Source organism: Mycobacterium sp. Panama NTM2 (assembly GCF_054355555.1).
Genome location: NZ_CM135953.1, coordinates 3,803,470 through 3,829,303 on the forward strand (window position 1 = coordinate 3,803,470; position 25,834 = coordinate 3,829,303).

At 69.3% G+C, this 25,834-nt stretch carries 25 protein-coding genes, 1 tRNA gene and 1 pseudogene; 11 read left to right on the forward strand and 16 right to left on the reverse strand.

Annotated elements, in window-relative coordinates:
- Positions 1-2 precede the first annotated feature (2 nt).
- The gene (locus ACXYX3_RS18045) at positions 3-2,243 is read right to left on the reverse strand and encodes an acyl-CoA dehydrogenase family protein (RefSeq protein WP_458608482.1); all 2,241 of its coding nucleotides are present in this window, start codon (positions 2,241-2,243) and stop codon (positions 3-5) included.
- A 117-nt stretch (positions 2,244-2,360) separates the two neighbouring features.
- Between ACXYX3_RS18045 and ACXYX3_RS18050 the strand changes: the two genes are divergently transcribed.
- The 3 genes from ACXYX3_RS18050 to ACXYX3_RS18060 are packed head-to-tail and all read left to right on the forward strand — an operon-like array spanning position 2,361 to position 5,221.
- Complete coding sequence (locus ACXYX3_RS18050) at positions 2,361-2,939, forward strand: TetR/AcrR family transcriptional regulator (protein ID WP_458608483.1); 579 nt, start codon at positions 2,361-2,363, stop codon at positions 2,937-2,939.
- A gap of 39 nt (positions 2,940-2,978) precedes the next feature.
- Complete coding sequence (locus tag ACXYX3_RS18055; protein ID WP_458608484.1) at positions 2,979-3,425, forward strand: SRPBCC family protein; 447 nt, start codon at positions 2,979-2,981, stop codon at positions 3,423-3,425.
- Positions 3,422-5,221 carry a sulfatase-like hydrolase/transferase gene (locus tag ACXYX3_RS18060; RefSeq protein ID WP_458608485.1) on the forward strand — a complete coding sequence of 600 codons (1,800 nt, stop codon included), beginning with the start codon at positions 3,422-3,424 and terminating at the stop codon, positions 5,219-5,221. Before ACXYX3_RS18055 ends, ACXYX3_RS18060 begins: the two co-directional genes overlap by 4 nt.
- Here the strand turns inward: ACXYX3_RS18060 and ACXYX3_RS18065 are convergent.
- A complete protein-coding gene (locus ACXYX3_RS18065) occupies positions 5,204-5,854 on the reverse strand; it encodes a TetR/AcrR family transcriptional regulator (RefSeq protein WP_458608486.1) in 651 nt (216 codons plus the stop codon). The two genes, ACXYX3_RS18060 and ACXYX3_RS18065, sit on opposite strands and share 18 nt — an antisense overlap.
- A 123-nt stretch (positions 5,855-5,977) precedes the next feature.
- On the opposite strand from ACXYX3_RS18065, the gene ACXYX3_RS18070 reads away from it, so the two are divergent.
- Positions 5,978-6,250, forward strand: a complete 273-nt coding sequence (locus ACXYX3_RS18070; RefSeq protein WP_241207780.1) for a WhiB family transcriptional regulator — start codon at positions 5,978-5,980, stop codon at positions 6,248-6,250.
- Between the two features lie 6 nt (positions 6,251-6,256).
- On the opposite strand, the gene ACXYX3_RS18075 is transcribed toward ACXYX3_RS18070, so the two are convergent.
- Positions 6,257-7,150 (reverse strand): alpha/beta fold hydrolase, encoded by an 894-nt coding sequence (locus tag ACXYX3_RS18075; protein ID WP_458608487.1) that lies wholly within the window; start codon positions 7,148-7,150, stop codon positions 6,257-6,259.
- Between the two features lie 166 nt (positions 7,151-7,316).
- Here ACXYX3_RS18075 and ACXYX3_RS18080 point away from each other — a divergent pair, with 166 nt between their 5' ends.
- Positions 7,317-7,559: a hypothetical protein gene (locus tag ACXYX3_RS18080; RefSeq protein WP_458608488.1), complete on the forward strand. Its 243-nt coding sequence runs from the start codon at positions 7,317-7,319 to the stop codon at positions 7,557-7,559.
- Between the two features lie 82 nt (positions 7,560-7,641).
- On the opposite strand, the gene ACXYX3_RS18085 is transcribed toward ACXYX3_RS18080, so the two are convergent.
- Positions 7,642-7,725 (reverse strand) — tRNA-Leu (locus ACXYX3_RS18085).
- A gap of 36 nt (positions 7,726-7,761) precedes the next feature.
- On the opposite strand from ACXYX3_RS18085, the gene ACXYX3_RS18090 reads away from it, so the two are divergent.
- Positions 7,762-8,142, forward strand: a complete 381-nt coding sequence (locus tag ACXYX3_RS18090) for a hypothetical protein (RefSeq protein ID WP_241207777.1) — start codon at positions 7,762-7,764, stop codon at positions 8,140-8,142.
- Positions 8,139-8,483 carry a DUF3817 domain-containing protein gene (locus ACXYX3_RS18095; protein ID WP_241207776.1) on the forward strand — a complete coding sequence of 115 codons (345 nt, stop codon included), beginning with the start codon at positions 8,139-8,141 and terminating at the stop codon, positions 8,481-8,483. The genes ACXYX3_RS18090 and ACXYX3_RS18095 overlap by 4 nt, the downstream gene beginning before the upstream one ends.
- A gap of 1 nt (position 8,484) precedes the next feature.
- Here ACXYX3_RS18095 and rdgB read toward each other — a convergent pair whose 3' ends face one another.
- From rdgB to clpS, 11 genes and pseudogenes are all read right to left on the reverse strand, one after another.
- Positions 8,485-9,093, reverse strand: a complete 609-nt coding sequence (rdgB, locus tag ACXYX3_RS18100) for an RdgB/HAM1 family non-canonical purine NTP pyrophosphatase (RefSeq protein ID WP_458612131.1) — start codon at positions 9,091-9,093, stop codon at positions 8,485-8,487.
- Positions 9,090-9,872 carry a ribonuclease PH gene (gene rph, locus ACXYX3_RS18105; RefSeq protein WP_241207775.1) on the reverse strand — a complete coding sequence of 261 codons (783 nt, stop codon included), beginning with the start codon at positions 9,870-9,872 and terminating at the stop codon, positions 9,090-9,092. The genes rdgB and rph overlap by 4 nt, the downstream gene beginning before the upstream one ends.
- A 100-nt stretch (positions 9,873-9,972) precedes the next feature.
- Positions 9,973-10,747, reverse strand: a pseudogene (locus tag ACXYX3_RS18110) (cyclic nucleotide-degrading phosphodiesterase).
- A 58-nt stretch (positions 10,748-10,805) separates the two neighbouring features.
- Positions 10,806-11,636 (reverse strand): glutamate racemase, encoded by an 831-nt coding sequence (gene murI / locus ACXYX3_RS18115; protein WP_458608489.1) that lies wholly within the window; start codon positions 11,634-11,636, stop codon positions 10,806-10,808.
- Positions 11,633-12,319 (reverse strand): rhomboid family intramembrane serine protease, encoded by a 687-nt coding sequence (locus tag ACXYX3_RS18120; protein ID WP_458608490.1) that lies wholly within the window; start codon positions 12,317-12,319, stop codon positions 11,633-11,635. Before ACXYX3_RS18120 ends, murI begins: the two co-directional genes overlap by 4 nt.
- A complete protein-coding gene (locus ACXYX3_RS18125) occupies positions 12,310-13,272 on the reverse strand; it encodes a PLP-dependent cysteine synthase family protein (protein ID WP_458612132.1) in 963 nt (320 codons plus the stop codon). The genes ACXYX3_RS18120 and ACXYX3_RS18125 overlap by 10 nt, the downstream gene beginning before the upstream one ends.
- Positions 13,269-13,541: a MoaD/ThiS family protein gene (locus ACXYX3_RS18130; protein WP_458608491.1), complete on the reverse strand. Its 273-nt coding sequence runs from the start codon at positions 13,539-13,541 to the stop codon at positions 13,269-13,271. Before ACXYX3_RS18130 ends, ACXYX3_RS18125 begins: the two co-directional genes overlap by 4 nt.
- A 41-nt stretch (positions 13,542-13,582) precedes the next feature.
- Positions 13,583-13,963: a M67 family metallopeptidase gene (locus tag ACXYX3_RS18135; protein ID WP_458612133.1), complete on the reverse strand. Its 381-nt coding sequence runs from the start codon at positions 13,961-13,963 to the stop codon at positions 13,583-13,585.
- 43 nt (positions 13,964-14,006) lie between these two features.
- Positions 14,007-15,029, reverse strand: coding sequence for a P1 family peptidase (locus ACXYX3_RS18140; protein ID WP_458608492.1), 1,023 nt, complete (start codon positions 15,027-15,029; stop codon positions 14,007-14,009).
- Complete coding sequence (gene aosR / locus ACXYX3_RS18145) at positions 15,029-15,613, reverse strand: oxidative stress transcriptional regulator AosR (RefSeq protein WP_458608493.1); 585 nt, start codon at positions 15,611-15,613, stop codon at positions 15,029-15,031. The genes ACXYX3_RS18140 and aosR overlap by 1 nt, the downstream gene beginning before the upstream one ends.
- A 7-nt stretch (positions 15,614-15,620) precedes the next feature.
- Positions 15,621-15,923 (reverse strand): ATP-dependent Clp protease adapter ClpS, encoded by a 303-nt coding sequence (clpS, locus tag ACXYX3_RS18150; protein WP_241207768.1) that lies wholly within the window; start codon positions 15,921-15,923, stop codon positions 15,621-15,623.
- 125 nt (positions 15,924-16,048) lie between these two features.
- Between clpS and ACXYX3_RS18155 the strand changes: the two genes are divergently transcribed.
- From ACXYX3_RS18155 to ACXYX3_RS18165, 3 genes are all read left to right on the forward strand, one after another.
- Positions 16,049-17,320, forward strand: coding sequence for a nicotinate phosphoribosyltransferase (locus ACXYX3_RS18155; RefSeq protein ID WP_458612134.1), 1,272 nt, complete (start codon positions 16,049-16,051; stop codon positions 17,318-17,320).
- A gap of 4 nt (positions 17,321-17,324) precedes the next feature.
- On the forward strand, positions 17,325-19,319 hold the full coding sequence (locus ACXYX3_RS18160) for an ATP-dependent DNA helicase (RefSeq protein WP_458608494.1): 1,995 nt from the start codon (positions 17,325-17,327) through the stop codon (positions 19,317-19,319).
- A gap of 110 nt (positions 19,320-19,429) precedes the next feature.
- Entirely contained in the window at positions 19,430-20,878 is a 1,449-nt protein-coding gene (locus ACXYX3_RS18165) for a neutral zinc metallopeptidase (RefSeq protein ID WP_458608495.1), read from the forward strand.
- 25 nt (positions 20,879-20,903) lie between these two features.
- On the opposite strand, the gene ACXYX3_RS18170 is transcribed toward ACXYX3_RS18165, so the two are convergent.
- Positions 20,904-23,534 (reverse strand): glycosyltransferase family 1 protein, encoded by a 2,631-nt coding sequence (locus ACXYX3_RS18170; RefSeq protein WP_458608496.1) that lies wholly within the window; start codon positions 23,532-23,534, stop codon positions 20,904-20,906.
- A gap of 206 nt (positions 23,535-23,740) precedes the next feature.
- Here ACXYX3_RS18170 and ACXYX3_RS18175 point away from each other — a divergent pair, with 206 nt between their 5' ends.
- Positions 23,741-25,834 (forward strand): alpha-1,4-glucan--maltose-1-phosphate maltosyltransferase, encoded by a 2,094-nt coding sequence (locus ACXYX3_RS18175; protein WP_458608497.1) that lies wholly within the window; start codon positions 23,741-23,743, stop codon positions 25,832-25,834.

Here is a 25,834-nt window from a genome sequence, read left to right on the forward strand (position 1 = left end):
GATCAGGGTCGGGGTAGCCCGAGAATGAACTGGGCGATGATGTTGAGCTGGATCTCTTTGGTGCCCCCACCGATCAACTCGGCAGGCAGGTGGAAGTACTGCTCGATCAACGGCACACCGTCGGCTTCGCCGCTCTCCACCAACCCTGCGGGAGCCGATAATTCGAGGGTCGCAGCGAAGGTTCGGCGCAACATGACGTTCATCGCGACCTTGGCGATGCTCGATGCCGGACCGGGTTCCTGCCCGTCGAGCAGCCGCATCAACTCGCGCACGGCCAGCACCTTGATCGCGATCGCGAACGCGTCGGCGTCGCCGAGCGCGGTCAGCACCTGGACGTGCTCCGGCCCGCCGCGGCCGGCCAGGTCACGCAGGATGGCGGCCCGGTCGTCCTTGATGTAGGCGCTGATCGCCACCCTCTCCTGCGCCATGGTCGCGATGGCGAGACGCCAGCCGTCTGTGGGGCCGCCCAGCAGCCGGTCGTCGGGCACGAACACATCGGTGAGGAAGACCTCGTTGAAATGGGCCTCACCGGTCGCCTGGCGGATCGGTTGCAGATCGATGCCCTCGGACCGCATGTCGACGATGAAGTAGCCGATGCCCCGATGTTTGGCGGCGTCGGGGTCGGTGCGCGCCAGCAGCGCCCCGTAGTCGGCGGTGTGCGCCGAGGACGTCCAGATCTTGTGTCCGGTGATGCGCCAACCGCCGTCGACCTTGGTGGCGCGCGTCGTGAGCGCCGCCAGATCAGAACCCGCACCGGGTTCGCTGAACAACTGGCACCAGCCCAGTTCGCCCCGCAGCGTCGGCGGGATCAGTTCCTGCGCCACATGCCCGGGCGCCGCGCTGATCAGCGAGGGCACGATCCACTCCGCGATGCCCAGTGAGGGACGCACCAGCATGGGCCGCTTCGCGAACTCCTCGTCGAGGATCAGCTGTTGCCGCGTGGTGGCATCGACACCCCATGGCCGGGGCCAGTGCGCGGCGATCAGTCCCGCATCGGCGAGCAGGCTTCGCTGCGGCCCTGTGGCGAGATTCGGGTAGTCGCCCTGCCGTCCGGGCTGATCGTTGCGCAAGGCGGCGGCCTCGTCGAGCACCCCGGCCGCGAAAGCGCGGAAATCGGCATCGAGGTCACCGAGTCCTACCGAGATGTCCCGGTTCTCGGTGCGTGTCAGGGCGCCGAGCTGATGGGCATGACGGCTGATCGGGCCGATCGAGGCGGCCAGGCTGGTGGCTTTGCGCCAGTACAGGTGCAGGTCGTGTTCCCAGGTGTAGCCGATCGCGCCGAACATCGTGAGCGCGTCGAGCACCAGGCCCGGGGCGGGCCCGATCGACATCAGAGCGGCCGACGCACACGCTATCCTGTTCTGCGTCAACGACTCTGATGCCGAGCGGGCGGCATCCCAGGCGGCCGCGGTCGCGAGTTCGCTGTGGACCAGCAGCATGGCCGCCTGGTGCTGCAGCGCCTGGAACGCACCGATCGGCTTGCCGAACTGTTCGCGGGTGCGCAGATGCTCGGTCACCGCGGTCACGCACCACCCGATGAGCCCGGACGCGGCCGCCGCGGTCAACGCAAGCGACAGGCATTGCGCTCTGAGGTCGTCGATCCCCGTGAGACGGCTACGCGCGGGGCAGGCGTAGCGGTCGAGCCGAAGCACGCCCACGTCGACGGTCTTGTCGGTGCCGTCGAGCGGCGTGACGTCGGCGCCCGCGGCCGTCGGATCGACGGGCAGCCACAGCGCGCGGCCCGCCGAATGCGCGGTCACGAGGACGACCTGCGCCGAGCAGATACCCGGGACGGCCGTCGTCGTGCCGCTCAGCGACCAGCCGTCGTCGGTGGCCGTCGCCCGCAGCACGTCGCGGTCGAGGACCACTGCCGCGGGGGTTCCCTGCGCGAGCCGGCTGACGAGCTCGCGTGCGGCCGGCTCGTCGTCGGCGAGCGTGGCGATCGCGCCCGCGATGACCGTGGCAAGAACCGGGCCAGGGAGCATCGCGGTGGCGGCGGCCTCGAGGACACAGGCGGCGTCGGTCACCGAGCCTCCTCCGCCACCGAGCCGCTCGGGCAGATGTACGGCATGGAATCCGTTGGCGGTGAACCGATCCCACCATTCGGGCAGGCTGCCGGCGGTGAGCGAGCCGAAGGCGGCGCGCGTCTTGTCGATCGGCGCATGCCGCGCCGCGAAGTCGGTGACTGCAGCGGCGAGCTGCGCCTGTTCCGGGGTCAGGCCGATCGACGGTGCCGGTGTCACTGCCTTCACCCCTCGTCGACGTCACGTTCTTACGAGACGCAACGTCTCGTATTGTGGGACACTACGGGCACGACCCCAGCCTGTAAAGACGACGGGAGGTCGGACAGGAGGACGGCCATGGCCACGACGACGGCGAACGCACCACGGCGACGAAGCGAGAAGTCACGCCAGGCGATCGTCACGGCAACGCGGGAACTCCTGCTGCTGCGCGGCTTCGACAGACTGACCATCGAGGCGGTGGCGGCCCGCGCCGGCGTCGGCAAGCAGACGATCTATCGCTGGTGGCCGAGCCGGCACGCCCTGGCCGCCGACGTGATCCTCGCCGACGCCGACCGCATCCTGCGCCCGGTACCCGCCACCGCAGATGTCGTGGCGGACGTCTGCGCGTGGGCCGCCGAACTCGCCGCGGCACTGACCACGGCTCGGGGGAACGCGATGTTGCGTTTCCTCACCGTCGCCGGCATCGAACATCCCGAGACCGCGCAGCGGCTGCGGGCGGGGTTCACCATCCCGCTGCATGACGCCGTCCGTGACCGTCTCTGCGGCGCCGGCTTCGGCGAGTCATCGGTCGCCGATGCCACCGACGCCATCGTCGGCGGCATCGTCCACGCCGTGCTCACACAAGGACGGGCATTTCCTACCGACCGCGCGGAGTCGCTCACGCGAATGGTGCTCGCCGGGCTGACCGCACGCTGATCTCCCTCGCCGGCGGGCGCCAGCGACGATGATGAATCCATGATCGAGCTCAGCCGCGAGCGGACGGTCGCCGCGCCCGCAGCCCGGGTGTGGGAGCTGTTGACCGATTTCGGCGGCCTGGCCCGGTGGGCCTCCGGCGTCGATCACTGCTGCATGCTGCGCGACACGGACAGCCCGCCACGGGTGGGTTCACAGCGTCGCGTGCAGATCGGTCGCAACGCCGTACTCGAGACGATCAACGAATTCGCGCCGCCTCTCGCGCTGGGGTACACGATCGATGGTGTCCCCCGGCGCTTCTCGGCGGCCCACAGATGGGTGCTGCACCCACGCGACGACACGACGGTGGTCACGGTGACCTGTTCGGTCTCCACCACCGCCCCGCTGATACGCCCCGTCGCCGAACGCGCGCTGGCCCGTCACCTGGCTCAGCGTTGCGAAGCGCTGCTGCAGTCCTTGGCCCGCGCAACCGAGAGGATCCCGTCATGACACCAGCGCGCCCGGACATCGTGATCGTCATGACCGACGAGGAGCGGGCGGCGCCACCTTACGAACCAGCCGAGCTGGCCGCCTGGCGCCGCGAGATGCTGCCCGGCCGCGCCTGGTTCGATGCCCACGGCGTGCAGTTCCTCCGCCACTACACGGGTTCACTCGCGTGCGTGCCGAGCCGGCCGACGATCTTCACCGGGCAGTATCCCGATCTGCACGGCGTCACCCAGACCGACGGGATCGGCAAGGCGCACGATGACTCCCGCCTGCGGTGGCTTCGTCCCGGTGAGGTCCCGACGCTCGGCAACTGGTTTCGCGCAGCCGGTTATGACACCCACTACGACGGCAAGTGGCACATCTCGCACGCCGATCTCGTCGACCCCGAAACAGGTGGCGCGCTGGCCACCAACGACTCCCACGGCGTGGTCGACCCGCACGCCGTTGCGCGGTACCTGGAGGCTGATCCCCTTGCCCCGTACGGCTTCTCCGGGTGGGTGGGCCCAGAGCCCCATGGCGCCAAGCTGTCCGACGCCGGGATTCGCCGCGACCCGCTGATCGCCGATCGCGTGTTGGCATGGCTGGAGGACCGCTATGCACGGCGACGACGCGGCGACGCGGCCGCCCTGCGCCCGTTCCTGCTCGTCGCGAGCTTCGTCAACCCGCATGACATCGTGCTGTTCCCCGCGTGGTCGCGGCGCAGTCCGCTACGTGCGTCCCCCCTCGATCCCCCACCCGTACCGCCTGCACCCTCTGCCGACGAGGACCTGTCCGCAAAACCCGCGGCCCAGATCGCTTTTCGGGAGGCCTACTACTCCGGCTACGGCCCCAGCAGGGTGATCGAGCGCACCTACGAACGCAACGCGCAGAGCTACCGCGATCTGTACTACCGTCTGCACGCCGAGGTCGACGACCCGATCGACCGGGTCCGCCGCGCGGTCACCGACGGTGGCTCCGACGACGCGGTACTGGTTCGCACCGCCGACCACGGTGATCTGCTGGGTGCGCACGGTGGGCTGCACCAGAAGTGGTTCAACCTCTACGACGAGGCCACGCGCGTCCCGCTGGTCATCGCCCGCGTCGGGCGCCGGTCGACGACAGCTCGTACCGTGAGCGCGCCCACGTCCCACGTCGACCTGGTGCCCACTCTGCTCGCCGCCGCCGGCGTGGACGTGCCGGACACTGCCCGGGCACTCGCCGAGTCGTTCACCGAAGTGCACTCGTTGCCCGGCCGGGACCTGATGCCGGTAGTCGACGGCGCCGACGCCGACAGCGACCGCGCGGTGTACCTCATGACACGCGACAACGTCCTGGAAGGCGACACGGGGGCGTCGGGCGTGGCCCGCATGCTGAGGCTGACGTTTGCAGTGCCCCGACCGCTGCGCATCCGGATCCCGGCCCACACCGCCGCCAACTTCGAAGGCCTGGTGCTGCGCGTCGACGAGGACATCGCGCCGAACGGGGCAGGCCACCTGTGGAAATTGGTCCGCTCCTTCGACGATCCCGCCACGTGGACAGAGCCGGGAGTGCGGCAGCTGGCGGCGACCGGCATCGGCGGGCCCATGTACCGATCGGACCCGCTCGACGACCAATGGGAGCTCTACGATCTGGACGCCGATCCCACCGAGGTGCACAACCGGTGGACCGACGACGGCCTGCTCGAGCTGCGTACCTACCTCAGGACCCAGCTCAAAACCGTTCGCGCCGAGGCAGTCCCGGAAAGAAACCAACCGTGGCCGTATGCCCGGCGTCGGCCGCCGGAACGTCGGCGTCCGGGTCGTCTACTCCGTCGGCGCTGAACCGTCCGGTCGCTCCGACTCCGGCACGAACAGACCGTCGCGCAGCAGTGTGTCGACAGCCCGTTGCCACCGTTCGAGCTGTACCGGTTGCGTCAGCGGCGCGGGAAGATGCCGATCGATGTGCGAGCGGAGGCTGATGGCACCCAGGGCCAGCACGATGCCGTTGATCGCCGCCCAGGTCACGTCGACGTCCGGGCGCACCTCGCCGCGGTCCATGCGCTGCTGCCACCGCGCCACACCCACGCCGATCAGAGCGTCGAAGAGCCGGACTCCGACGGGGCTGCCGTCGACCAGCGCCCGACTCAGATAACCGGCCACGTCGGGATAGTCGGCCATGATCGCGGTGACGCGTCCGCCGATTTCCGCGACTGAATCGACAGGGGGTTCCGGCAGCGGTCGCGCCATCGACGACACCACGAGTTCGAGGACGAACTCGTCGACAGCAGCGATCAGACCTGCCTTGGTGGCGAAGTGATGCTGCACCAGACCGAGTGACACACCGGCGGCGGCGGCCACCCCCCGCATCGTGGTCGCACCGGTCCCGCTCTGGGCGAAACTGCGCAGCGCGGCCTGCCGAATTCGCTCGATGTTGCGGGGCTCGTCGGATCTTCCGCCGCGCGCGTCAGAGGCCACGACGTAACCGTAGACAACTGCGCCCACGGGCGGGTGCCACCATACAAATGTATCGTCATTGCCATACGTGCGTATCGTCGTCGCCAACGGGGAATACGTGAGGGCGAGAAAAGGGGTGTGGCCATGAATCCGTTGTCGATCGAGGAAGTGCCGTGGACCGCGCCGTGCACGCGCGATCCCGACCGCTGGACCACCGCCACCGACGAGGGCGCCAAAGAGCTGTGCCGGTCGTGCCCGCGCAGGTGGCAGTGCGCTCGTGAGGCATGCCTCACGCCGGGAGCCGTCGGTTTGTGGGCGGGCATCGTGTTGCCCGAAGGCGGGCGCAACCGGCAGTTCGCGCTCAAGCAGCTGCGTTCACTCGCCGAGCGCAACGGACACCCCGTCCGTAAACGCTGAACCCGATCACTTCAGGTCGGAGGACTCCAGCGAGGGGGAATCGACCGGCTCGTCAGGTTCTGCGGTGGCCCCGATGAAGTCGTCGATCAGTTCGATGACGGCGTCGGGCTCCTCGACGTGCGGGAAGTGCCCGACCCCGGGAAGCACCTCGAGCCGGCAGGCCGGCCGGAGCTCTGCCAGCGCATGCCCGTGCTCGACGGGGATGATCCGGTCGTCGTCGCCCCAGATCACCAGAGTCGGCAGCTCTGAGGTGAGGTACAGCCTGTTCAACGCGCTGACCGCCTGGCCGCGATAGTCGACCACCGACCGCAGAGTGCGCAGGAATGCCTGCCGGGTCTGCGCCTCCGACAGCGATGCGTACGCGCTCCACATCTCGGCGCCGCGTGGCGAGCGGATGCTGTGCGCGGAGAACCAGCCGCGAATGGCGTTGCCCACCCGCACCACCGGCGGAGGCGCGATGACCGGCAGCAGTAGCTCCGCCCCCGGCGCGGACAGCAGCCGCAGTGTCCACCCGACGTCCTGACCCAATCCGCCGCTGCTGATCAGAATTAACCGGCGGCAGTACTCGCGATGCTGGTAGGCGAACTGCATAGCGACCCCGCCGCCCAGCGACTGACCGACGACGGTGGCGTGAGAGACGCCGAGCTCGTCGAGAAAATCACGCAGGCCCACAGCGAAGGCACCCAGCGAGTAGTCGCTGCGGGGTTTCGCGGACTGGCCGTGGCCAAGCAGGTCGGGGGCGATGACGCGGTATCGCTTGGCCAACCGCGGGATGACGGACCGCCAGGTGTCCGAGCTGCCCGCCATTCCGTGGATGAGGAGCAGCACCTCCTCACCGCTGCCCTCGTCCCGGTAGGCGAGCCGATCGCCGTGCAGATCCATGAACTTCACGTCGCGCATGAGAAGAAAGTTCCCCTGTCCGCGGGCATCATGCGACCCGTCGTCGCAGAACACACTCTCATGGCGCAGGGGTGACCACAGTCACGCGAAGTCAGGTTTTCCCGCATTGACGAGCGGGTAACTTTCCGTCGACACGCTGGGATGCCGGCAGCCGGAGGAGGAAGTCATGGCCACGAGGCCGGAAAACGTCAGTGCAGACGACCCTTTCAACGAGGCCGTGGCCACCACCGGGCTGTTCCTGCTGATCTCGGCGATCATCGCGCTCGCGTTCGCTCTCGGCAGCTGGAGTCTGTCGGAGCCGTTGTTTGCTTTGCTGTCCGGAGCCGTCGCGTTGCTCAGTTTCGCAGCCAGCATGTTCTGCTTCACGTCCCAGGCGAGTGAGCCTGCGCCGGTCGAGGTCTCTGCCTGACTTGGCCGTGTAGGCGCGCGGTGTGCGCACAGCGCTGAGTTCCGGGTGATTCGACGCTCTGGACGCACACCAGCACCAGAGTTGGTGCGCGAGGGGGGACTTGAACCCCCACGTCCTAAGACACTGGAACCTAAATCCAGCGCGTCTGCCATTCCGCCACTCGCGCATGAGCCTGACGATCGTAACGCGGTACCGTTGAGCGGTGTCCACTACGCGGCGTAGGAGGCCGGCGCTCATCCTGCTGACGATCGCTGCTGCCTCGGGCTGCCTCGCGTTGGCGTGGTGGCAGTGGACACGCTTCGAATCGACCTCCGGCGACTTCCAGAACCTGGGGTACGCGCTGCAGTGGCCGGCGTTCGCTGGCTTCTGCATCTACGCCTACTACAAGTTCGTCCGCTACGAGGACGCGCCGCCCGCCCCGCAGAACACGCAGACGCCCACTGAGATCCCGGCGGGCCTACTCCCCGAGCGACCGAAGGCAGCGCCGATCGAAGCCGATGTGACGCTGCGCGAATACAACGCATATCTCGCAGAACTCGCCAGAAGCAATGGCGACGACAAGACGACAGGAACCGGTACGTGACCGCACCCGAATCCCCCTCGCCGCTCGCATCCGTCGAGACCGTCCGCAAAGCCCTGACGGGCTATCGGGTCATGGCGTGGGCGACCGGTGTCTGGCTGATCGCCCTGTGCTACGAGATGGTGATGAAGTACGGCTTCGGCGACGACTCGCTGGGCTGGATCGCCGTCGTGCACGGCTGGGTGTACTTCGTGTACCTGCTTTTCACGGCCAACCTGGCGGTGAAGGTCCGCTGGCCGATCGCCAAGACCGTCGGCATCCTGCTGGCGGGCACGATTCCACTGGTCGGCATCATCGTCGAGCACTTCCAGACGCAGAACATCAGGGCCCAATTCGGGCTCTGACTCAGACCAGCGCGCGCAGCGACGGCAGCAACGCGGCCAGCGCGCGACCTCGGTGCGACGCCGCGTCCTTCTCCTCCGGAGTCAGCTGGGCAGCTGTGCGTTCCGAACCGGCCGGCAGGAAGACCGGGTCGTACCCGAAACCCCCGGCGCCGCGCGGTTCGCGCACCACGGTGCCACGCCACTCGCCGCGCACCACCACGGCGTCGGCGTCACCGGGACCGTGGACCAACGCACATGCCGAGACGAACGCCGCCCCGCGGCGCTCGTCGGGGACGTCGGCCAGCTGACCGAGCAGCAGCGCGGTGTTGGCGGCGTCGTCGCCGTGCCGGCCTGACCACCGCGCGCTGAGCACGCCGGGCATGCCGTTGAGCGCGTCGACTTCGATACCGGAGTCGTCGGCCACCGCAGGCAGGCCCGTCGCGGCATAGGCGTCCCGCGCCTTGGCCAGCGCGTTGTCCTCGAAGGTCGCGCCGGTCTCGGGGGCCTCGTCGAACGCGGGAACGTCCGCCAGCGACAGCAGTGACAGACCCCTCACCCCCGCGGCATCGAGCACCCGCTGGAGTTCGGTCAGCTTCTTGGGGTTGCGAGTGGCAACCAGCAGCCGGGTCAGCTTCCGAACGCCTTCTTCGCGGGCTCGCCCGTTTCCGGCAGCGTTCCCGGATACGGCAACTCCAGCGCCTCACGCTGGATCACGAACAGTTGGTCGCAGGCCGCCATCGCCGCGTCGAGCATCTTGTCCAGAGTCGAGCGGGGGAACGTAGCGCCCTCCCCGGTGCCCTGGATCTCGACAAGCGTGCCGGTGTCGGTCGCGACGACGTTCATGTCCACCTCGGCGCGGGAATCCTCGGTGTAGGGCAGGTCGACCCGGATGCGGCCGTCGACGACGCCGACGCTCACCGCGGCGATCGCACACGACAGTGGCCGCGGGTCCTTCAGCTTGCCGGCAGCGGCCAGGTAGGTCACCGCATCCGCCAGGGCGACGTAGGCGCCGGTGATGGCCGCGGTGCGGGTGCCGCCGTCGGCCTGCAGCACGTCACAGTCGATCGCGATCGTGTTCTCCCCCAGCGCGGCCAGGTCGATGCAGGCGCGCAGCGAGCGCCCGACCAGCCGGCTGATCTCCTGGGTGCGGCCACCGACGCGGCCCTTCACCGACTCCCGGTCGGACCGGTCGTGCGTGGCCGCGGGCAACATCGCGTACTCCGCAGTCAGCCAGCCCTGACCGGAACCCTTGCGCCAGCGCGGAACACCCTCGGTGACACTCGCAGTGCACATCACCCGCGTCTGTCCGAACTCGACCAGCACCGATCCCGCCGGATGCGTGGTGAAACCGCGGGTCAAAGTGACCGGGCGGAGCTCGTCGTCGAGCCGGCCGTCTTCTCGTCTGGACACGGGCCAACCCTAGCGGGTCGTCATGACAGCGCCGAGATCGACGTACAGGCGGGCACGTCTCGCACTTTCCCACCCGAACGTCGGTTTGGGCGGAAGGAAATCAGGCGCGGGTGATGTCGAACGCCTCGTTGGCGACGACCGCGTGCACCGGCCCGTCGAACTCGGCCTTGGCCTCGCTGATGACGTCTTCGCGCGACGTCCACGGCGGGATATGGGTCAGCAACAGTTCGCCGACGCCCGCGTTGGCCGCGGCGCGACCCGCTTCGGTGCCCGACAGGTGCAACCGCGGGGGACGGCTCGGATCGTGCGTCCAGGATGCCTCACACAGGAAGACGTCCGCGTCGCGCGCCAGGTCGATGAGCGCGTCGCAGTAGCCGGTGTCCCCGCTGTACACCAGCGTGGCGCCGGACGGATCAGTGATGCGCCATGCCGTAGGACTCCGTGGGGTGACACACCAGGCGGGGCACGATCGTCAGCGACCCGATCTCGACGGCCTGGTTGTCCACGAAATGCCGGATGTCGAAGATGTCGCTGAAGTCGTCGATCTCCCCGCCCTCGGGCGACGACGCCGCTCCCAGCCGCGCCCAGGTGTTGGCGGGCCCGTACACGACCCCCCGCTCTGTGGCCGGGCTCGGGTGATACCGCCGCCACACGAACAGCCCGGGCAGATCCAGGCAGTGATCGGCATGCAGATGCGAGAGCAGGACGTGCACCGAATTCGGGTCGGCGTAGCGCTGCAGCGCACCGAGGACCCCTCCGCCGAAGTCGAGAACCAGCGGCGGTGTGTCGGGTGCGGTCACCAGATAACCGGACGCGGCCGAATCGGGACCGACCACACTGCCGGAACACCCCAGTACGGTGACTCGCACGCCCACCAGCTTGCCATGCCCGCCAGCGCCACGCGGAAAACATCGCCGCTTTGCGCGACCGAGATCATGTCCTGCTTCGGGCGTGACCGTGCACATGGCGCACACCGTCGAGGGTGGGCCCCAAGAAGCGCGCCGCCAACCGCGTGAACGCCTCCGGATCGCCGGTCGCCTCGAACACCCGGCGGGGCGCGGGGGCGTCGTCAGCGGGGTGCGGCCGCAGCAGATCCCGCTCGGTCAGGACCCGCAACAGATCCTTTGCTGTCTCCTCGGCGCTCGACACCAGCGTCACGTCCTGGCCCATTGCCAGCTGGATGAGGCCCGAGAGCATCGGATAGTGGGTGCAGCCCAGCACCAACGTGTCGACCTGCGCCCGTTGCAGCGGCTCGAGGTAGCCCTCGGCCAGGCCGAGCACCTGGCGCCCGCTCGTGACGCCGCGCTCCACGAAGTCGACGAAGCGCGGGCAGGCCACCGAGAACACCTCGAGGTCGCGGGCAGCGGCGAAGGCGTCCTGGTAGGCGCCGGACGCAATGGTCGCCGCCGTGCCGATCACCCCGACCCGGCCGGTGCGTGTGGTGCTCACCGCGCGCCGCACGGCGGGCAGGATGACCTCGACGACGGGAATCGGCGCATACCGTTCCCGAGCGTCCCGCAGGCAGGCCGACGACGCGGTGTTGCACGCGATCACCATCGCCTTGATGCCCCGCTCGGCGAGGTCGTCGCCGATGGCCAGCGCATACTCGCGGATCTGCGGCACCGTGAGCGGACCGTAGGGCCCGTGGGCGGTGTCGCCGACGTAGACGATCTCCTCGTCGGGCAGCTGATCGATGATCGCGCGGGCCACGGTCAGGCCCCCGACGCCGGAATCGAAGATCCCGATCGGCAGGTCCGCGCTCATCGGGACAGGTACGGCGGAGCCGGTGCGCCCCTGCCGACGGCGCGCGTGCGCCGCTCCGGGCCGGACAGCAGGTACGCCGCGAGGACGCCGGCCAGCGCGCCGCAGAGGTGGCCCTGCCAGGAGACGCCGAGCGTGCCGGGCAGGACACCGAGCAGCACGCTGCCGTAGAAGAACAGCACGACGACGCCGACGACGATCTGCCACACCTTGCGGGTGAAGAAGCCGAAGACGATCAGGAACGTGAGCCATCCGAAGATCAGGCCCGATGCGCCGATGTGGTTGGTCTCGCAGCGCACACCGACGTACGGGCACTGGGCGCCGACGTTGCCGATCAGCCAGGTGCCCAGACCGCCGACCAGCCAGATGATCGCGGTGGCGAACAGAAATCGCGACATACCCGCCAGCGTCATCAAGAATCCGAGCACCAACGCCGGAACGGTGTTGGCCATCAGGTGTTCCCAGTTCGAATGCAGCAGCGGCGCGAACAGGATGCCGGCCAGTCCGTCGGTTTCCAACGGCCGAATGCCGTTGCTGTCCAACCGGTGTCCGCTGACGGCGTCGAAAGCCTCGATGACCCAGAGCACTACGACGAACGACACGACGGTGAGCCCGCCGACGAGCCAGGCCGGGCGTTGCCGTCCCGCGGTCGGGCCGGGGCTCCCGCCGGTGCCCGTCATGCCCATAGTTGCCCTTCCAGCGCATCCTCTGCGTCGTCCAGGCTACCGGCGTAGGCACCGGTCGACAGATACTTCCAGCCGGCATCGCACACGGTGAACGCGATGTCGGCGCGCTCCCCCGCCTTGACCGCCTTGGCCGCCATGCCGAGCGCCGCGTGCAGGATCGCGCCGGTCGAGATGCCCGCGAAGATGCCTTCCACCTGGATGAGCTCGCGGGTGCGGCGCACCGCGTCGAACGACCCGACCGCGAACCGCGTGGTCAGCACGTCGGGATCGTAGAGCTCGGGGATGAAACCCTCGTCGATGTTGCGCAGCGCGTACACGCCTTCCCCGTAGCGGGGTTCGGCCGCGACGATCTGCACGCCGGGGACGTTCTCGCGCAGGAACCGACCGGTGCCCATCAGGGTGCCGGTGGTGCCGAGGCCGGCCACGAAGTGCGTGATCTCGGGCAGGTCCGCCAGCAGTTCGGGCCCGGTGGTGTCATAGTGCGCGGCGGCGTTGGCCGGGTTGCCGTACTGGTAGAGCATGACCCACGACGGATTCTGCGCGGCAAGCTCTTTGGCGTGCGCGACGGCGGTGTTCGAGCCACCCTCTGCCGGCGAATAGATGATGCGCGCGCCGTAGAGCTCGAGCAGCTGGCGACGCTCGATCGAGGTGTTCTCGGGCATCACGCAGATCATGTTGTAGCCCTTGAGCAGAGCCGCCATCGCCAGTGAGATGCCGGTGTTGCCGCTGGTCGGTTCCAGAATCGTCGCGCCGGGCGCCAGACGGCCGGCGCGCTCGGCCTCTTCGATCATGCGCAGCGCCGGGCGGTCCTTGATGGAGCCCGTCGGGTTGCGGTCTTCGAGTTTGGCCCACAGCCGGACGTGCGGCTCGCCATCCCAGGCCGGCGAGAGCCGCGGCAGCCCCACCAGCGGCGTGCCGCCGAGAGCCTGCAGCAGGGAGTCGTACCTCATCAGCCTCCCGCCACGGCCGGCAGGATCGTCACCGAATCCCCGTCGGAGATCTCGGTGTTCAAGCCGCCGGAGAATCGCACGTCCTCGTCGTTGACGTAGATGTTGACGAACTTGTGCAGCTTGCCGTTATCGACGAGGCGCTCGGTGATCCCCGAGTAGTTCGCTTCCAGATCGTCGATCACCGCCTGCAGGGTGTCGCCGGAGGCAGACACTCGCTTCTCCCCGCCGGTGTGGGTGCGCAGGATCGTCGGGATGGACACGGTGACGGACATGGCGGGACTCCTGGGTTCTGGGATCGGGGATGGTCTGAAAGTCAGTACTGCTCGACGACGGTGACGGGTTCCTCGGTGACCACACCATCCACGATGCGGTAGCTGCGCAACTCGTGCTCGTCGGGGTCTCGTGTCGACACCAGCACGTAGTGGGCGTGGGGCTCGGAGGCATACGAGATGTCGGTGCGGCTCGGGTAGGCCTCGGTGGCCGTGTGCGAGTGATAGATCACCACGGGCACCTCGTCGGCGTCCTCCATGGCCCGCCACACCTTCAGCTGTTCACCGGAGTCGAACCGGTAGAACGTCGGCGACCGCTCGGCGTTCACCATCGCGATGAACCGCTCGGGGCGATCCGAGCCCTCGGGTCCGGCGATCACCCCGCACGCCTCGTCCGGATGGTCGGCGCGCGCGTGATCGACCATCGCCGTTACGAGGTCAGCACGAATCGTCAGCACCCGCTCTCCTTCATTCGAACGCTCCGGGCAACAGCCCACGGTAGGTCGGTATTCCGGCGACCCCGTCGGCGGCCAGCACCCCGGCGAGCACCGCGCTGGCCAGTACGTCGGCCGCGGCGGCGCCGACTGCCGTCATCAACGGCACCTCCGGAGACATCGACGCCGGGATCGTGGGGTCGGGTTCGATCTCCACGGCGCCGGTGGCCAGCGCGAACACCGTGTCACCGTCCAGCGGTGTGTGGCACGGCCGGATCGTGCGGGCCAGCCCGTCCTGCGCGGCGACGGCGACGCGCCGACAGGCCGCCTTGCTCAGGGCGGCGTCGGTGGCCACGACGGCGATCGTAGTGTTGAGCGGGCTGAGCTCACCGTGCCGGTCGACATAGGCGGCGATCTGGTCGGCCGGAGGTGCCACCAGGCCGAACTCCTCGATGTGGCCCGCCTGCCACGGCAGTCCGGTGGCCGGGTCGACGACGTCGCCGGCGGAGTTCACGACGACCAGCGCGCCGACGGTGACGCCGATGTCCAGGGTCACCGACGCCGTCCCGACCCCACCTTTGAGCACCCCGGCCCGTGCACCGACGCCCGCGCCGACCGTGCCGATCGCGGTGTCGGCCGCCGCGCCGGCCGCCGCGCGATAGCCGAACTCGGCACTCGGCCGGCACTGCCAGCCGCCCACGGGCAGATCGAAGATGACCGCGGCGGGCACGATCGGCACGACCCCGCCGTCCATCGCGACGCCGCGCTGCTGCTCCTCCAACCACGTCATGACACCGTCTGCGGCCGCCAAGCCGAAGGCACTGCCACCGGTCAGCACGACAGCGTCGACGTGCCGCACCGAATTGCTGGGCTCCAACAGATCGGTCTCCCGGGTGCCCGGCGCCCCGCCGCGGCCGTCGACCGCACCGACCGTGCCGGGCGGTGTCAGCACGACGGTGGTCCCGGTCGCCCACCCCGAACCCAGCGCGGCGTCGGGATCGATCACGTGGTGATGGCCGACCCGGATGCCCGCGACGTCGGTGATCGCGCCCGGCATCAGCGCCCCGTCCCCATCAGGGCGACCACCAGGTAGTCCTGGAGCACGGTCAGCCACTGGTAGACGTCGAGATGGCCGGCCATCGGATGGTCGCCGGGCAGCCGGTCGGGCCCCTCGGGACCGATCTCGAGCATCGTGCCCAGCGCCAGGCGCACGTCGTTGACCGCCGCCACCCATGCCTGCGCGTCGTCCTCGGACAGCTCGAACTTGCCGCCGGCGGGGGGCATCGTCGCGAGCAGGCGATCTGCCGCCGCGCGCTTGGCGTCGATGATCTCGGGTTCGTGCAGACTGCGCAGCGCGCTGTTCAGACTTTCGGCAGGACCGGAGCCGGCGGGGTGATCGGTCGCCGGCTTGTAGAAATCCGGCAGCAGCCGCTTCATCGTATCGTCCTGCGGCGCAGTCGAATTGCCGGTGCGAATGCCGGTGATCTCGGCGAGCTCGTCCACCGGCGCCGACGAGGCCCGGTCGTCGAGCATGTCGAGCAGCGAGGTCACCAGGGTGGACAGCAGGTCGGCCTCGTGGGCGGCCAGCGCCGACCGGAACCTCGGGCCGTCACCGCCGTCGACCCTCTTCCATTTACGCACAGCCGGGTCAGCGGTCCTGCTGCAGCGTCGCCCACAACCCGGCGGCGTGGAGCTTGGACACGTCGACCTCCATGGATTCCCGGGTGCCGGCGGAGACCACGGCCTTGCCCTCGTTGTGCACCTGCAGCATCAGTTTGGTGGCCTGCGGCTCGCTGTAGCCGAACAGCTTCTGGAACACGTAGGTCACGTACGTCATCAGGTTCACCGGGTCGTCCCACACGATCGTGACCCACGGGGTGTCCGCCGCCGCGTCGGAGCTCACCTCACGCTCTTCGCGGGTATCCGGTCGTGCCTTCGCCGGCGTCACCATGCCGGCAAGAATACCGGGACCGCGCCCCTGCCCCGAACCGATACGGTTGGGCGGTGACCTCGTCGCCGGAGAACCCGTCTGCGCGCCCCTCACCGGCACTGCTGACCGACAAGTACGAGCTGACCATGCTCGCGGCCGCACTCAAGGACGGCACCGCCCACCGCCGCACCTCGTTCGAGGTGTTCGCCCGGCGGTTGCCCGACGGCCGGCGCTACGGCGTCACCGGCGGGACGGGCCGTTTCCTGGAAGCGTTGCCGCAGTTCAGGTTCGGCGAGGCTGAACTGGCCGCACTCGAAGAGTTCTGCGATGCCGACACGCTCGCCTATCTCGCCGACTACCGCTTCAGCGGGGACGTCGACGGCTACCCGGAGGGCGAGCTGTACTTCCCGGGCTCCCCGGTGCTCTCCGTGCACGGCACGTTCGCCGAATGTGTGCTGCTCGAGACGCTGGTGTTGTCGATCTTCAACCACGACACCGCGATCGCCTCCGCGGCGGCGCGCATGGTCAGTGCCGCGCAGGGCCGCTCGCTGATCGAGATGGGGTCGCGCCGCACACACGAGGCCGCGGCGGTCGCCGCGTCGCGGGCCGCCTACCTGGCCGGGTTCACCGGATCGTCGAACCTGGAGGCCGAGCGCACCCACGGCGTACCCGCGCTCGGCACCAGCGCCCACGCGTTCACCCTGCTGCACTCGGCGGCCGGCCAATCCGCGTCCGACGGGGAGAAGGCGGCGTTCCGCGCGCAGGTCGACGCACTGGGGGTCGGGACCACGCTGCTCGTCGACACCTACGACATCACCGCCGGCGTCGCCAACGCGATCGAGGCCGCCGGCCCCGAACTGGGCGCCGTGCGGATCGACTCGGGCGACCTCGGCGTGCTGGCGCGCCAGGTGCGGGCCCAGCTCGACGGGCTCGGCGCCACCGGCACCAAGATCGTCGTCTCCGGCGACCTCGACGAATTCGCGATCGCCGCGTTGCGGGCCGAACCGGTCGACCTGTACGGGGTGGGCACGTCGGTGGTGACCGGGTCGGGTGCGCCGACCGCCGGCATGGTCTACAAGCTCGTCGAGGTCGACGGTCTGCCGGTGGCCAAGCGCAGCAGCCACAAGGAGTCCCACGGCGGCCGCAAACGGGCCGTGCGGCTGGCCAAGGAGTCCGGCACGATCGTCGAGGAAATCGTCCACCCCCACCAGGAGGAGCCCGACGTGCCGTCCGATCTGGTGGCCCGCCCGGTGACGACGCCGATGGTGCGCGACGGACGCACCGTCGCCGATCTGTCGCTCGCGGCTGCCAGAGAGCGCGTGGCGCAGGGCCTGCTGAGCCTGCCGTGGGACGGGTTGAAGCTGTCGAAGGGCGAACCAGCGATCCCGACCCGGATGATCGCCCCGCGCGGACGGTAGGACGGTGAGCACCCGGCCCGGCGAGGTCGCCGAACTTCTCGCCGCCGCCGTCTCCGCCCTCGGCGGCGCACATCGCGAGGGACAGGTCGCGATGGCCGAGGCCGTTGCCCAGTCGTTCACCACCGGGGAACACCTGGCCGTGCAGGCCGGCACGGGAACCGGCAAGTCACTGGCTTATCTGGTGCCCGCGATCGCGCACGCACTGGCCGACGAGCGGCCCGTGGTCGTGTCCACCGCGACCATCGCGCTGCAACGCCAGCTCGTGGACCGCGATCTGCCCCGCCTCGCCGATTCGCTGACGCCTCATCTCCCCCGGCGCCCGGAGTTCGCGCTCCTCAAGGGCCGCGGAAACTACCTGTGCCTGAACAAGATTCACAACGGATCCGGAACCGAGGTAGGTGATGATCAGCCTCAAGACCAGCTGTTCAACCCTGCGGCGTCCACCGCACTCGGCCGCGACGTCGCCCGGCTCACCGAGTGGTCGTCGGAGACGCAGACCGGCGACCGCGACGACGTGGTGCCCGGGGTGCCCGACCGCGCCTGGGCGCAGGTCAGCGTCTCCGCGCGCGAGTGCATCGGGGTGTCGCGATGCCCCTTCGGCACCGACTGCTTCGCCGAACGGGCGCGTGACCGGGCCGCCGACGCCGACGTCGTGGTGACCAATCACGCGCTGCTGGCCATCGACGCGATCGGGGACGCCAACGTGCTTCCCGAGCACGACCTCCTCGTGATCGACGAGGCCCACGAACTGGTGGACCGTGTGACGGGGGTGGCGACGGCCGAGCTGTCGGCGACATCGCTGGGGGTGGCGCAGCGCCGGGCTGCGCGGGTGGTCGATGCCGAGCTCGCCGAACGCTTCGAGGCGGCCGCCGCCACGCTGTCGTCGGCGCTGTTCGACACCCGGCCGGGCCGCATCGACGTTCTCGACGAGGAGCTCGGCAGCTATCTGAGCGTGCTGCGCGACAGTGCGAGCCGGGCCCGCACCGCGGTCGAGACGGCGCCCAACGATCCGAAGACCACCACCGCACGCGCCGAAGCCGCGACCGCGCTCGGCGATGTCGCCGACACGGCTGCCCGGATCCTCGCCTCGTTCGTGCCCGCGATCCCGGATCGCACGGACGTCGTCTGGGTCGAACACATCGAGGACGCCCGCTCGGGCAATCGGACACTGCTGCGCGTCGCCCCGCTGTCGGTCGCCGGGTTGCTGCGTGCGCGCCTGTTCGGGCCCACGACCGCGGTGCTCACCTCGGCGACGTTGACGGTGGGCGGAGACTTCGACGCGATGGCCGCGGCGTGGGGGCTCGCCGACACGCCGGACGCCGAGGTCCGCTGGCGCGGACTCGACGTCGGCTCGCCGTTCGATCACGCACGGTCGGCGATCCTCTACGTCGCAGCGCATCTGCCGCCGCCCGGGCGCGACGGCGTCGGCTCGGCAGAACAGCTCGATGAGATCGCCGGTTTGATCGAGGCGGCCGGCGGGCGCACCCTAGGGCTGTTCTCGTCGATGCGCGCTGCGAGAGCCACGGCCGAGATCATGCGCGGCCGCCTTGCCACCCCGGTGCTGTGTCAGGGCGAGGACAGCACCGCCGCGCTCGTCGCGCGCTTCGCCGCCGACGAGCAGACCTCGTTGTTCGGCACCCTCTCGCTGTGGCAGGGCGTCGATGTCCCCGGCCCGTCGCTGTCCCTGGTGCTGATCGACCGGATCCCCTTCCCCCGACCCGACGATCCGCTGCTGACGGCTCGCCAGCGTGCCGTCGCCGCGCGAGGCGGCAACGGCTTCATGGCGGTGGCCGCCAGCCACGCGGCGCTGCTGCTGGCCCAGGGCGCCGGCAGGCTGCTCCGCCGCGTCGACGACCGCGGGGCGATCGCCGTCCTCGACTCCCGGATGGCGACCGCCCGCTACAGCGGCTATCTGAGATCGTCGCTGCCGCCGTACTGGGCGACCACCGACGGTGACGCGGTGCGCGCGGCGCTGCGGCGGCTGCACGGAGGCGACTGACCCGAGGTTGATCGACTACCCGGCAGCGGACGAGCCGGGTCACTATTCTCGACCTCGCAGGTGGCCGGCGTCTTCGCGGCGGGCCGCGGTACGACCCGAAAGGCGGCAGCATGGGTCCGTCGACGACACCGCGTTCGATCCTGGGCGTCGTGACGGCGGTCAGTGCCGTGCTGTGTGTCGCCGCCTGCTCGGCGAGCGTGCAGGGCAACGCCGTATCGGTGTTCAGCGATCCGTTCTCGGTCGCCGGGATGCCCGCCACCGACGGACCGACGGGCCTGCGCCCCAACGCCGAAGGACCGAGCCGCAGCGTCGACGGCACCGACGGCGGCGAGATCGACAATCTGGCCGCGAGCGCGGTCAGCGACGTCGAACAGTACTGGGAGAGCGCCTATCCCGAAACATTCGACGGTGACTTCCGCCCCGTCGAAGAGCTCATCTCCTGGGATGCCGGCGACTTCGGCGGGACGTTCTGCGGTGAGGACACCTTCGGTCTGGTCAACGCCGCCTACTGCTATCCCGACAGGACGATCGGTTGGGACCGCGGCGACTTGCTGCCCACCCTGCGCCGCGCCCACGGCGACATCGGCGTGGCCATGGTCCTGGCGCACGAGTACGGCCACGCGGTCAGCCGCGCGGCCAAACTCACCACCAGCAGCACCCCGACGCTGGTCGCCGAGCAGCAGGCCGACTGCCTGGCCGGCGCCTACATGCGCTGGGTCGCCGAAGACCAGTCTCCGCGCTTCTCCCTGAGCACCGGCGACGGGCTGAACAACGTCCTGGCCGGCGTCATCGCGTTCCGCGACCCGCTGCTGCGTGAGGGAGATCCAGAGGTCGGCATCGACGAACACGGATCGGCGTTCGAACGCATCTCGGCATTCCAGTTCGGCTTCACCGACGGCCCGTCGGCGTGCGCGGGGATCGACATGCGCGAAATCGGCCAGCGCCGCGGCGACCTTCCGGTCCTACTGCCCGAGGAGGGGTCCGGCGAGTTGGCGATCGACGAGAGTTCGGTGCGCTCGATCGTCGACGCGATGGGAATCCTGTTCTCTCCCAAAGTGGTTCCCGCGCTGAGTTTCGACTCTATGGCAGCGGGCACCTGCGCCGACGCACGCCCCAGCCCACCTGCGTCGTACTGCCCGGCCACCAACACCATCGTCGTCGACCTGCCCGCGTTGGCGGCACTCGGCGCCCAGGACGCCGAAGGTGGGCTGGCCGCAGGCGACAACGTCGCGTATTCGGTGCTGGTCTCGCGCTACATGCAGGCGATCCAGCACGAGCACGGCGGCGTGGCACTCGATGACGCCGAAGCCGCGCTGCGCACCGCATGCCTCACCGGGGTCGCGACGGTCAAGATGTCCAAACAGGTCACCACGCCCGACGGCTCGACGATCGCACTGACCGCCGGCGACATCGACGAGGCGGTGTCGGGCCTTCTCACCAACGGGTTGGCCGCCAGCGACGTCAACGGCGAATCCGTCCCCTCGGGATTCTCCCGGATCGACGCGTTCCGCGTGGGTGTGCTCGGTGATGCCGAGCGGTGCTTCGCGCGCTTCCGCTGATCTCCCCCAGCGATACCCCCGAGGATCAGCCCGCCAGCGTCACCAGACCCAGCTCGTTGTCACCCGCCAGCAGCCGATGGTGGGGCAGCACGCGCACGGTGTAGCCGACCGGACCGGTCACCGGCAGCGGCGTGCTGGCGGTGAAGATCTCCTCGCCACCGTCGGACACCCCCGAGTGCGTCATCGGGACCGTCACCGGATCGATCAGTGCGTCACCGGCATCCACGCGCCCGAGCATCGCCTGCACCGTCACCTCGTCGGGTCGCAACCCCTCCAGGCACACCCGCGCGGTCAGCGTCAGCTCCGAACCCAGCAGCGGCGTGTCGGGCAGCCCGTAACTGTCCACTTCGACGATGCGAACCTCCGGCCACGCCTTGTGGACTTTCTCCCGGTACAGCGCGAGTTCCCGCGCCGCGCCGAACGGCCCGTCGGTGGTGTCACCCGGCTCGATCGACTGCCGTAGGGCGCGGGCCGCAGGCAGGTAGTAACGCTCGGTGTAATCCCGCACCATCCGCGATGCGAGCACCTTCGGCCCGAGCACCTGCAGGGTGTGGCGCACCATCTCGACCCAGCGGGTCGGCACCCCCCGCTCGTCGCGGTCGTAGAACTTCGGCGCCACCGCGCGCTCGAGCAGGTCGTACAGCGCAGCCGCTTCCAGGTCGTCGCGTCGGTTCTCGTCGGCCAGTCCGTCGGCTGTCGGTATTTCCCAACCGTTTTCACCGTCGTACCATTCGTCCCACCACCCGTCGCGAATCGACAGGTTCAGTCCGCCGTTGAGCGCACTCTTCATTCCCGACGTGCCGCAGGCCTCCAGGGGGCGCAGCGGATTGTTCAGCCAGACGTCGCAACCGTGATACAGCGTGCGCGCCATCGACATGTCGTAGTCGGGCAGGAACGCGATGCGATGCCGGACGTCGGCCTGATCGGCGAACCGGACCACCTGCTGGATCAACGCCTTGCCACCCTCGTCGGCCGGGTGCGACTTACCGGCCACGATCAGCTGCACGGGACGCTCGGGGTCGAGCAGGAGCCGCCGCAGCCGTTCGGGGTCACGCAGCATCAGAGTCAGGCGCTTGTAGGTCGGCACCCGGCGCGCGAATCCGATCGTCAACACGTTCGGATCGAAAGCTGTTGCGATCCAACCCAGTTCGGCCTCGGCCGCGCCACGCTCCAACCACGAGCGGCGCACCCGGTCCCGGACGTCGTGCACCAGCGCTTCACGCAGCTGCGAACGGATCCACCACAGGTGACCGGGGTCGACTTCGTGCAGCCGCTCCCACGTCTCGGGTTCCTGCAGCGAGCTCAGATCCTGGCTGCCGAGCAGTTCCCGGCCGAGCTCCAGCCACTGCGGCGCCGCCCACGTCGGGGCGTGCACGCCGTTGGTGATCGAGCCGATCGGCACCTCGGCCGGATCGAATCCCGGCCACAGGTTGCTGAACATGTCGCGGCTCACACGGCCGTGCAGCAGCGACACCCCGTTGGCACGCTGCGCCAGCCGCAACCCCATGTGGGCCATGTTGAACTTCGTCGGATCGTCCTCGGCGCCGAACGCCAGGATGCGTTCGACCGGGACTCCCGGCAGCAACCGTGAACTGGCTCCTCCGGGGTCGGGACCGAAGTACCGCTGCACCATCTCCACCGGGAACCGGTCGATACCGGCGGGCACCGGCGTGTGGGTGGTGAACACCGTCGACGAGCGCACGACGGTCAGCGCGGTGTCGAAGTCGAGCCCCGCCTCGATCAGCTCCCGGATGCGTTCGGCGCCGAGGAAGCCGGCGTGCCCCTCGTTCATGTGGAAGACCTCCGGCGCGGCCAGCCCCTCGATCTGCGTGAACGCCCGGATCGCGCGCACGCCGCCGATACCGGCGAGCAGTTCCTGCCGGATGCGGTGCTCCTGGTCGCCGCCGTAGAGCCGATCGGTCACCGAGCGCAGCTGGTGGTCGTTCTCGGGGATGTCGGAGTCGAGCAGCAGCAGCGGTATGCGGCCGACCTGGGCGATCCAGATCCGCGCGAACAGCTGGGCGGAATCGGGCAGCGCCAGACTGACCAGCACCGTCTCGCCTGAGGTGTCGGTGAGCAGACGCAACGGCAGGCCCTGGGGGTCGAGCAGTGGGTAGCTCTCATGTTGCCAGCCGTCGGCCGTCAGCGACTGCCGGAAATAGCCGGACCGGTAGTAGAGCCCGACCGCGATCAGCGGCAGGCCGAGGTCCGACGCCGACTTCAGGTGGTCGCCGGCCAGGATGCCCAGGCCCCCGGAGTAGTTCGGCAGCACCTCGGCCACCCCGAACTCCATCGAGAAGTACGCGATGCCGTTGGGCAGCACGGCGCCCTCTCCGGAATCCCGGCCGCCGGCCTGGGCGAGCTGCTGGTACCACAGCGGACGGCTCAGGTAGTCGTCCAGATCGGCGGCGAGGGCACCCAGCCGCTGGACGAAATGCTCGTCCTCGGCCAGCGCCTCCAGCCGGTCGGGGCTGACGTGACCGAGCATCGCCACCGGGTCCCCACCGACGAGTTTCCACAGCTCCGGATCGATCGTCTGGAACAGATCCTGGGTCGGTTTGTCCCACGACCACCGCAGATTGATCGAGAGCCTTTCGAGGGCTTCCAGCGGATGCGGGAGGTGGGCGCGGACGGTGAACCGACGAAGAGCTTTCACGCGTGCTGACCTTACTGCCGCAGCCCCCGCCCATGGGTGACGTGCTGCACTTCGACACTCCCGCGGGGTTGGAGCTGACACTACGGTGGGTATAGGCGCGATGAAGGCGCTCGACGAGCTGTGAACCAGACCATCCAACGACGGCGCGCGGCAGGGTCCACAACTGCAGGGCGCGCTGGACATGCAACGCGTGAGGGAGTGTGTGAGTGACCGCCGGTCGTATCGAGATCGATGACGTCGCACCTGTGGTGTCCGGCGGGCGATTCCCCGCCAAGGCGGTGGTCGGCGAGGTGGTTCCTGTGACCGCGACGGTGTGGCGCGAAGGCCACGACGCGGTCGCCGCCACCCTGGTCGTCCGCTACCACGGCACCACCTACCCCGCCCTGGCCGACGAGCCGCCGGGCCGGACGAAGACCACCGAGGCGGTCCCGATCGACGAGGTGGTCACGCCGTCGTCGGCGCGCATCCGACCCGCCGCATTGCCGATGTCCGCAGGCCGCACGCCCGACGTGTTCCACGGCCAGTTTACCCCGGACGCCGTCGGTCTCTGGACATTCCGCGTCGACGGCTGGGGCGACCCCATCGCGACCTGGCGTCAGCACGTGATCGCCAAGCTCGACGCCGGGCAGAGCGAGGGCGAACTGTCCAACGACCTGCTAGTGGGCGCCAAGCTCCTCGAGCGCGCGTCCACCGGCGTGCCCCGCCAGATGCGCTATCCGCTAATGGAGGCCGCAGAACGGCTGCGCACGCCGGGTGATCCGTTCTATCGGGCCGGCGCTGCGCTGTCCCCCGAGGTGACCGAGCTGGTCGAGCAGTACCCGCTGCGGGAACTCATCACCCGCGGCGAGGCGTACGGCATCTGGGTGGATCGGCCGCTGGCGCGGTTCAGCTCCTGGTACGAGTTCTTCCCGCGCTCCACGGGCGGCTGGGACGACTCCGGCAATCCGGTGCACGGCACGTTCGCGACGGCGACCAAGGCGCTGCCGCGGGTCGCGCGCATGGGCTTCGACATCGTGTACCTGCCGCCCATCCACCCGATCGGCAAGGTGCACCGCAAAGGCCGCAACAACAGCGTCACCGCCGGCCCCACCGACGTCGGTTCGCCGTGGGCCATCGGCAGCGACGAGGGCGGCCATGACGCCGTCCACCCCGATCTGGGCACGATCGACGACTTCGACGACTTCGTCGCGGCGGCGCGCGCCGAAGGGCTCGAGGTCGCTCTCGACCTGGCGCTGCAGTGCGCACCCGACCATCCGTGGGCCAAAGAGCACCCTGAGTGGTTCACCGTGCTGCCCGACGGCACGATCGCATACGCCGAGAACCCGCCGAAGAAGTACCAGGACATCTACCCGCTGAACTTCGACAACGACCCGGCCGGCCTCTACGACGAGGTCCTGCGCGTCGTCAAGTTCTGGGTGTCCCACGGCGTCAAGGTGTTCCGCGTCGACAACCCGCACACCAAGCCGCCGAACTTCTGGGCCTGGCTGATCGGCGAGGTCAAGAACACCGACCCCGATGTGCTGTTCCTCGCGGAGGCGTTCACTCGGCCGGCGCGGTTGTTCGGGCTGGCCAAACTGGGCTTCACGCAGTCCTACACGTACTTCACCTGGCGCACCGCGAAGTGGGAGTTGATCGAGTTCGGGCAATCCATCGCCGAACACGCCGACTACGCCCGGCAGAGCCTTTGGACGAACACCCCGGACATCCTGCACGCCAGCCTGCAGCACGGCGGGCCCGGCATGTTCGCTATCCGGGCCGCGCTCGCTGCGACGATGAGCCCGACGTGGGGTGTGTACTCGGGCTACGAGCTGTTCGAACACCGCGCGGTGCGTGAGGGCAGCGAGGAATACCTCGATTCGGAGAAGTACGAGCTGCGGCCGCGCGACTTCGACGCCGCCCTCGCCGACGGCGAATCACTGGAACCGTTCCTGACCCGCCTCAACGAGATCCGCCGGCTGCATCCGGCCCTGCACCAGCTGCGGACGATCCGTTTCCACCACGTCGACAACGACGCCTTGCTGGCATACAGCAAGTTCGATCCCGTCACGGGCGACCAGGTGCTCGTCGTCGTGACGCTCAACCCCTTCGGCGCCGAAGAGGGCACGGTGTGGTTGGACATGGGCGCATTGGGAATGGATCAGCAGGAGCGCTTCTGGGTGCGCGACGAGATCACCGGGGAGGAATACCAGTGGGGCCAGGGCAACTACGTGCGACTCGAGCCCGCCCGGGCGGTGGCACACGTGCTCAACATGCCCCAGATCCCGGCCGACCAGCGATTGAACCTACTGCGTAGGGAGTGA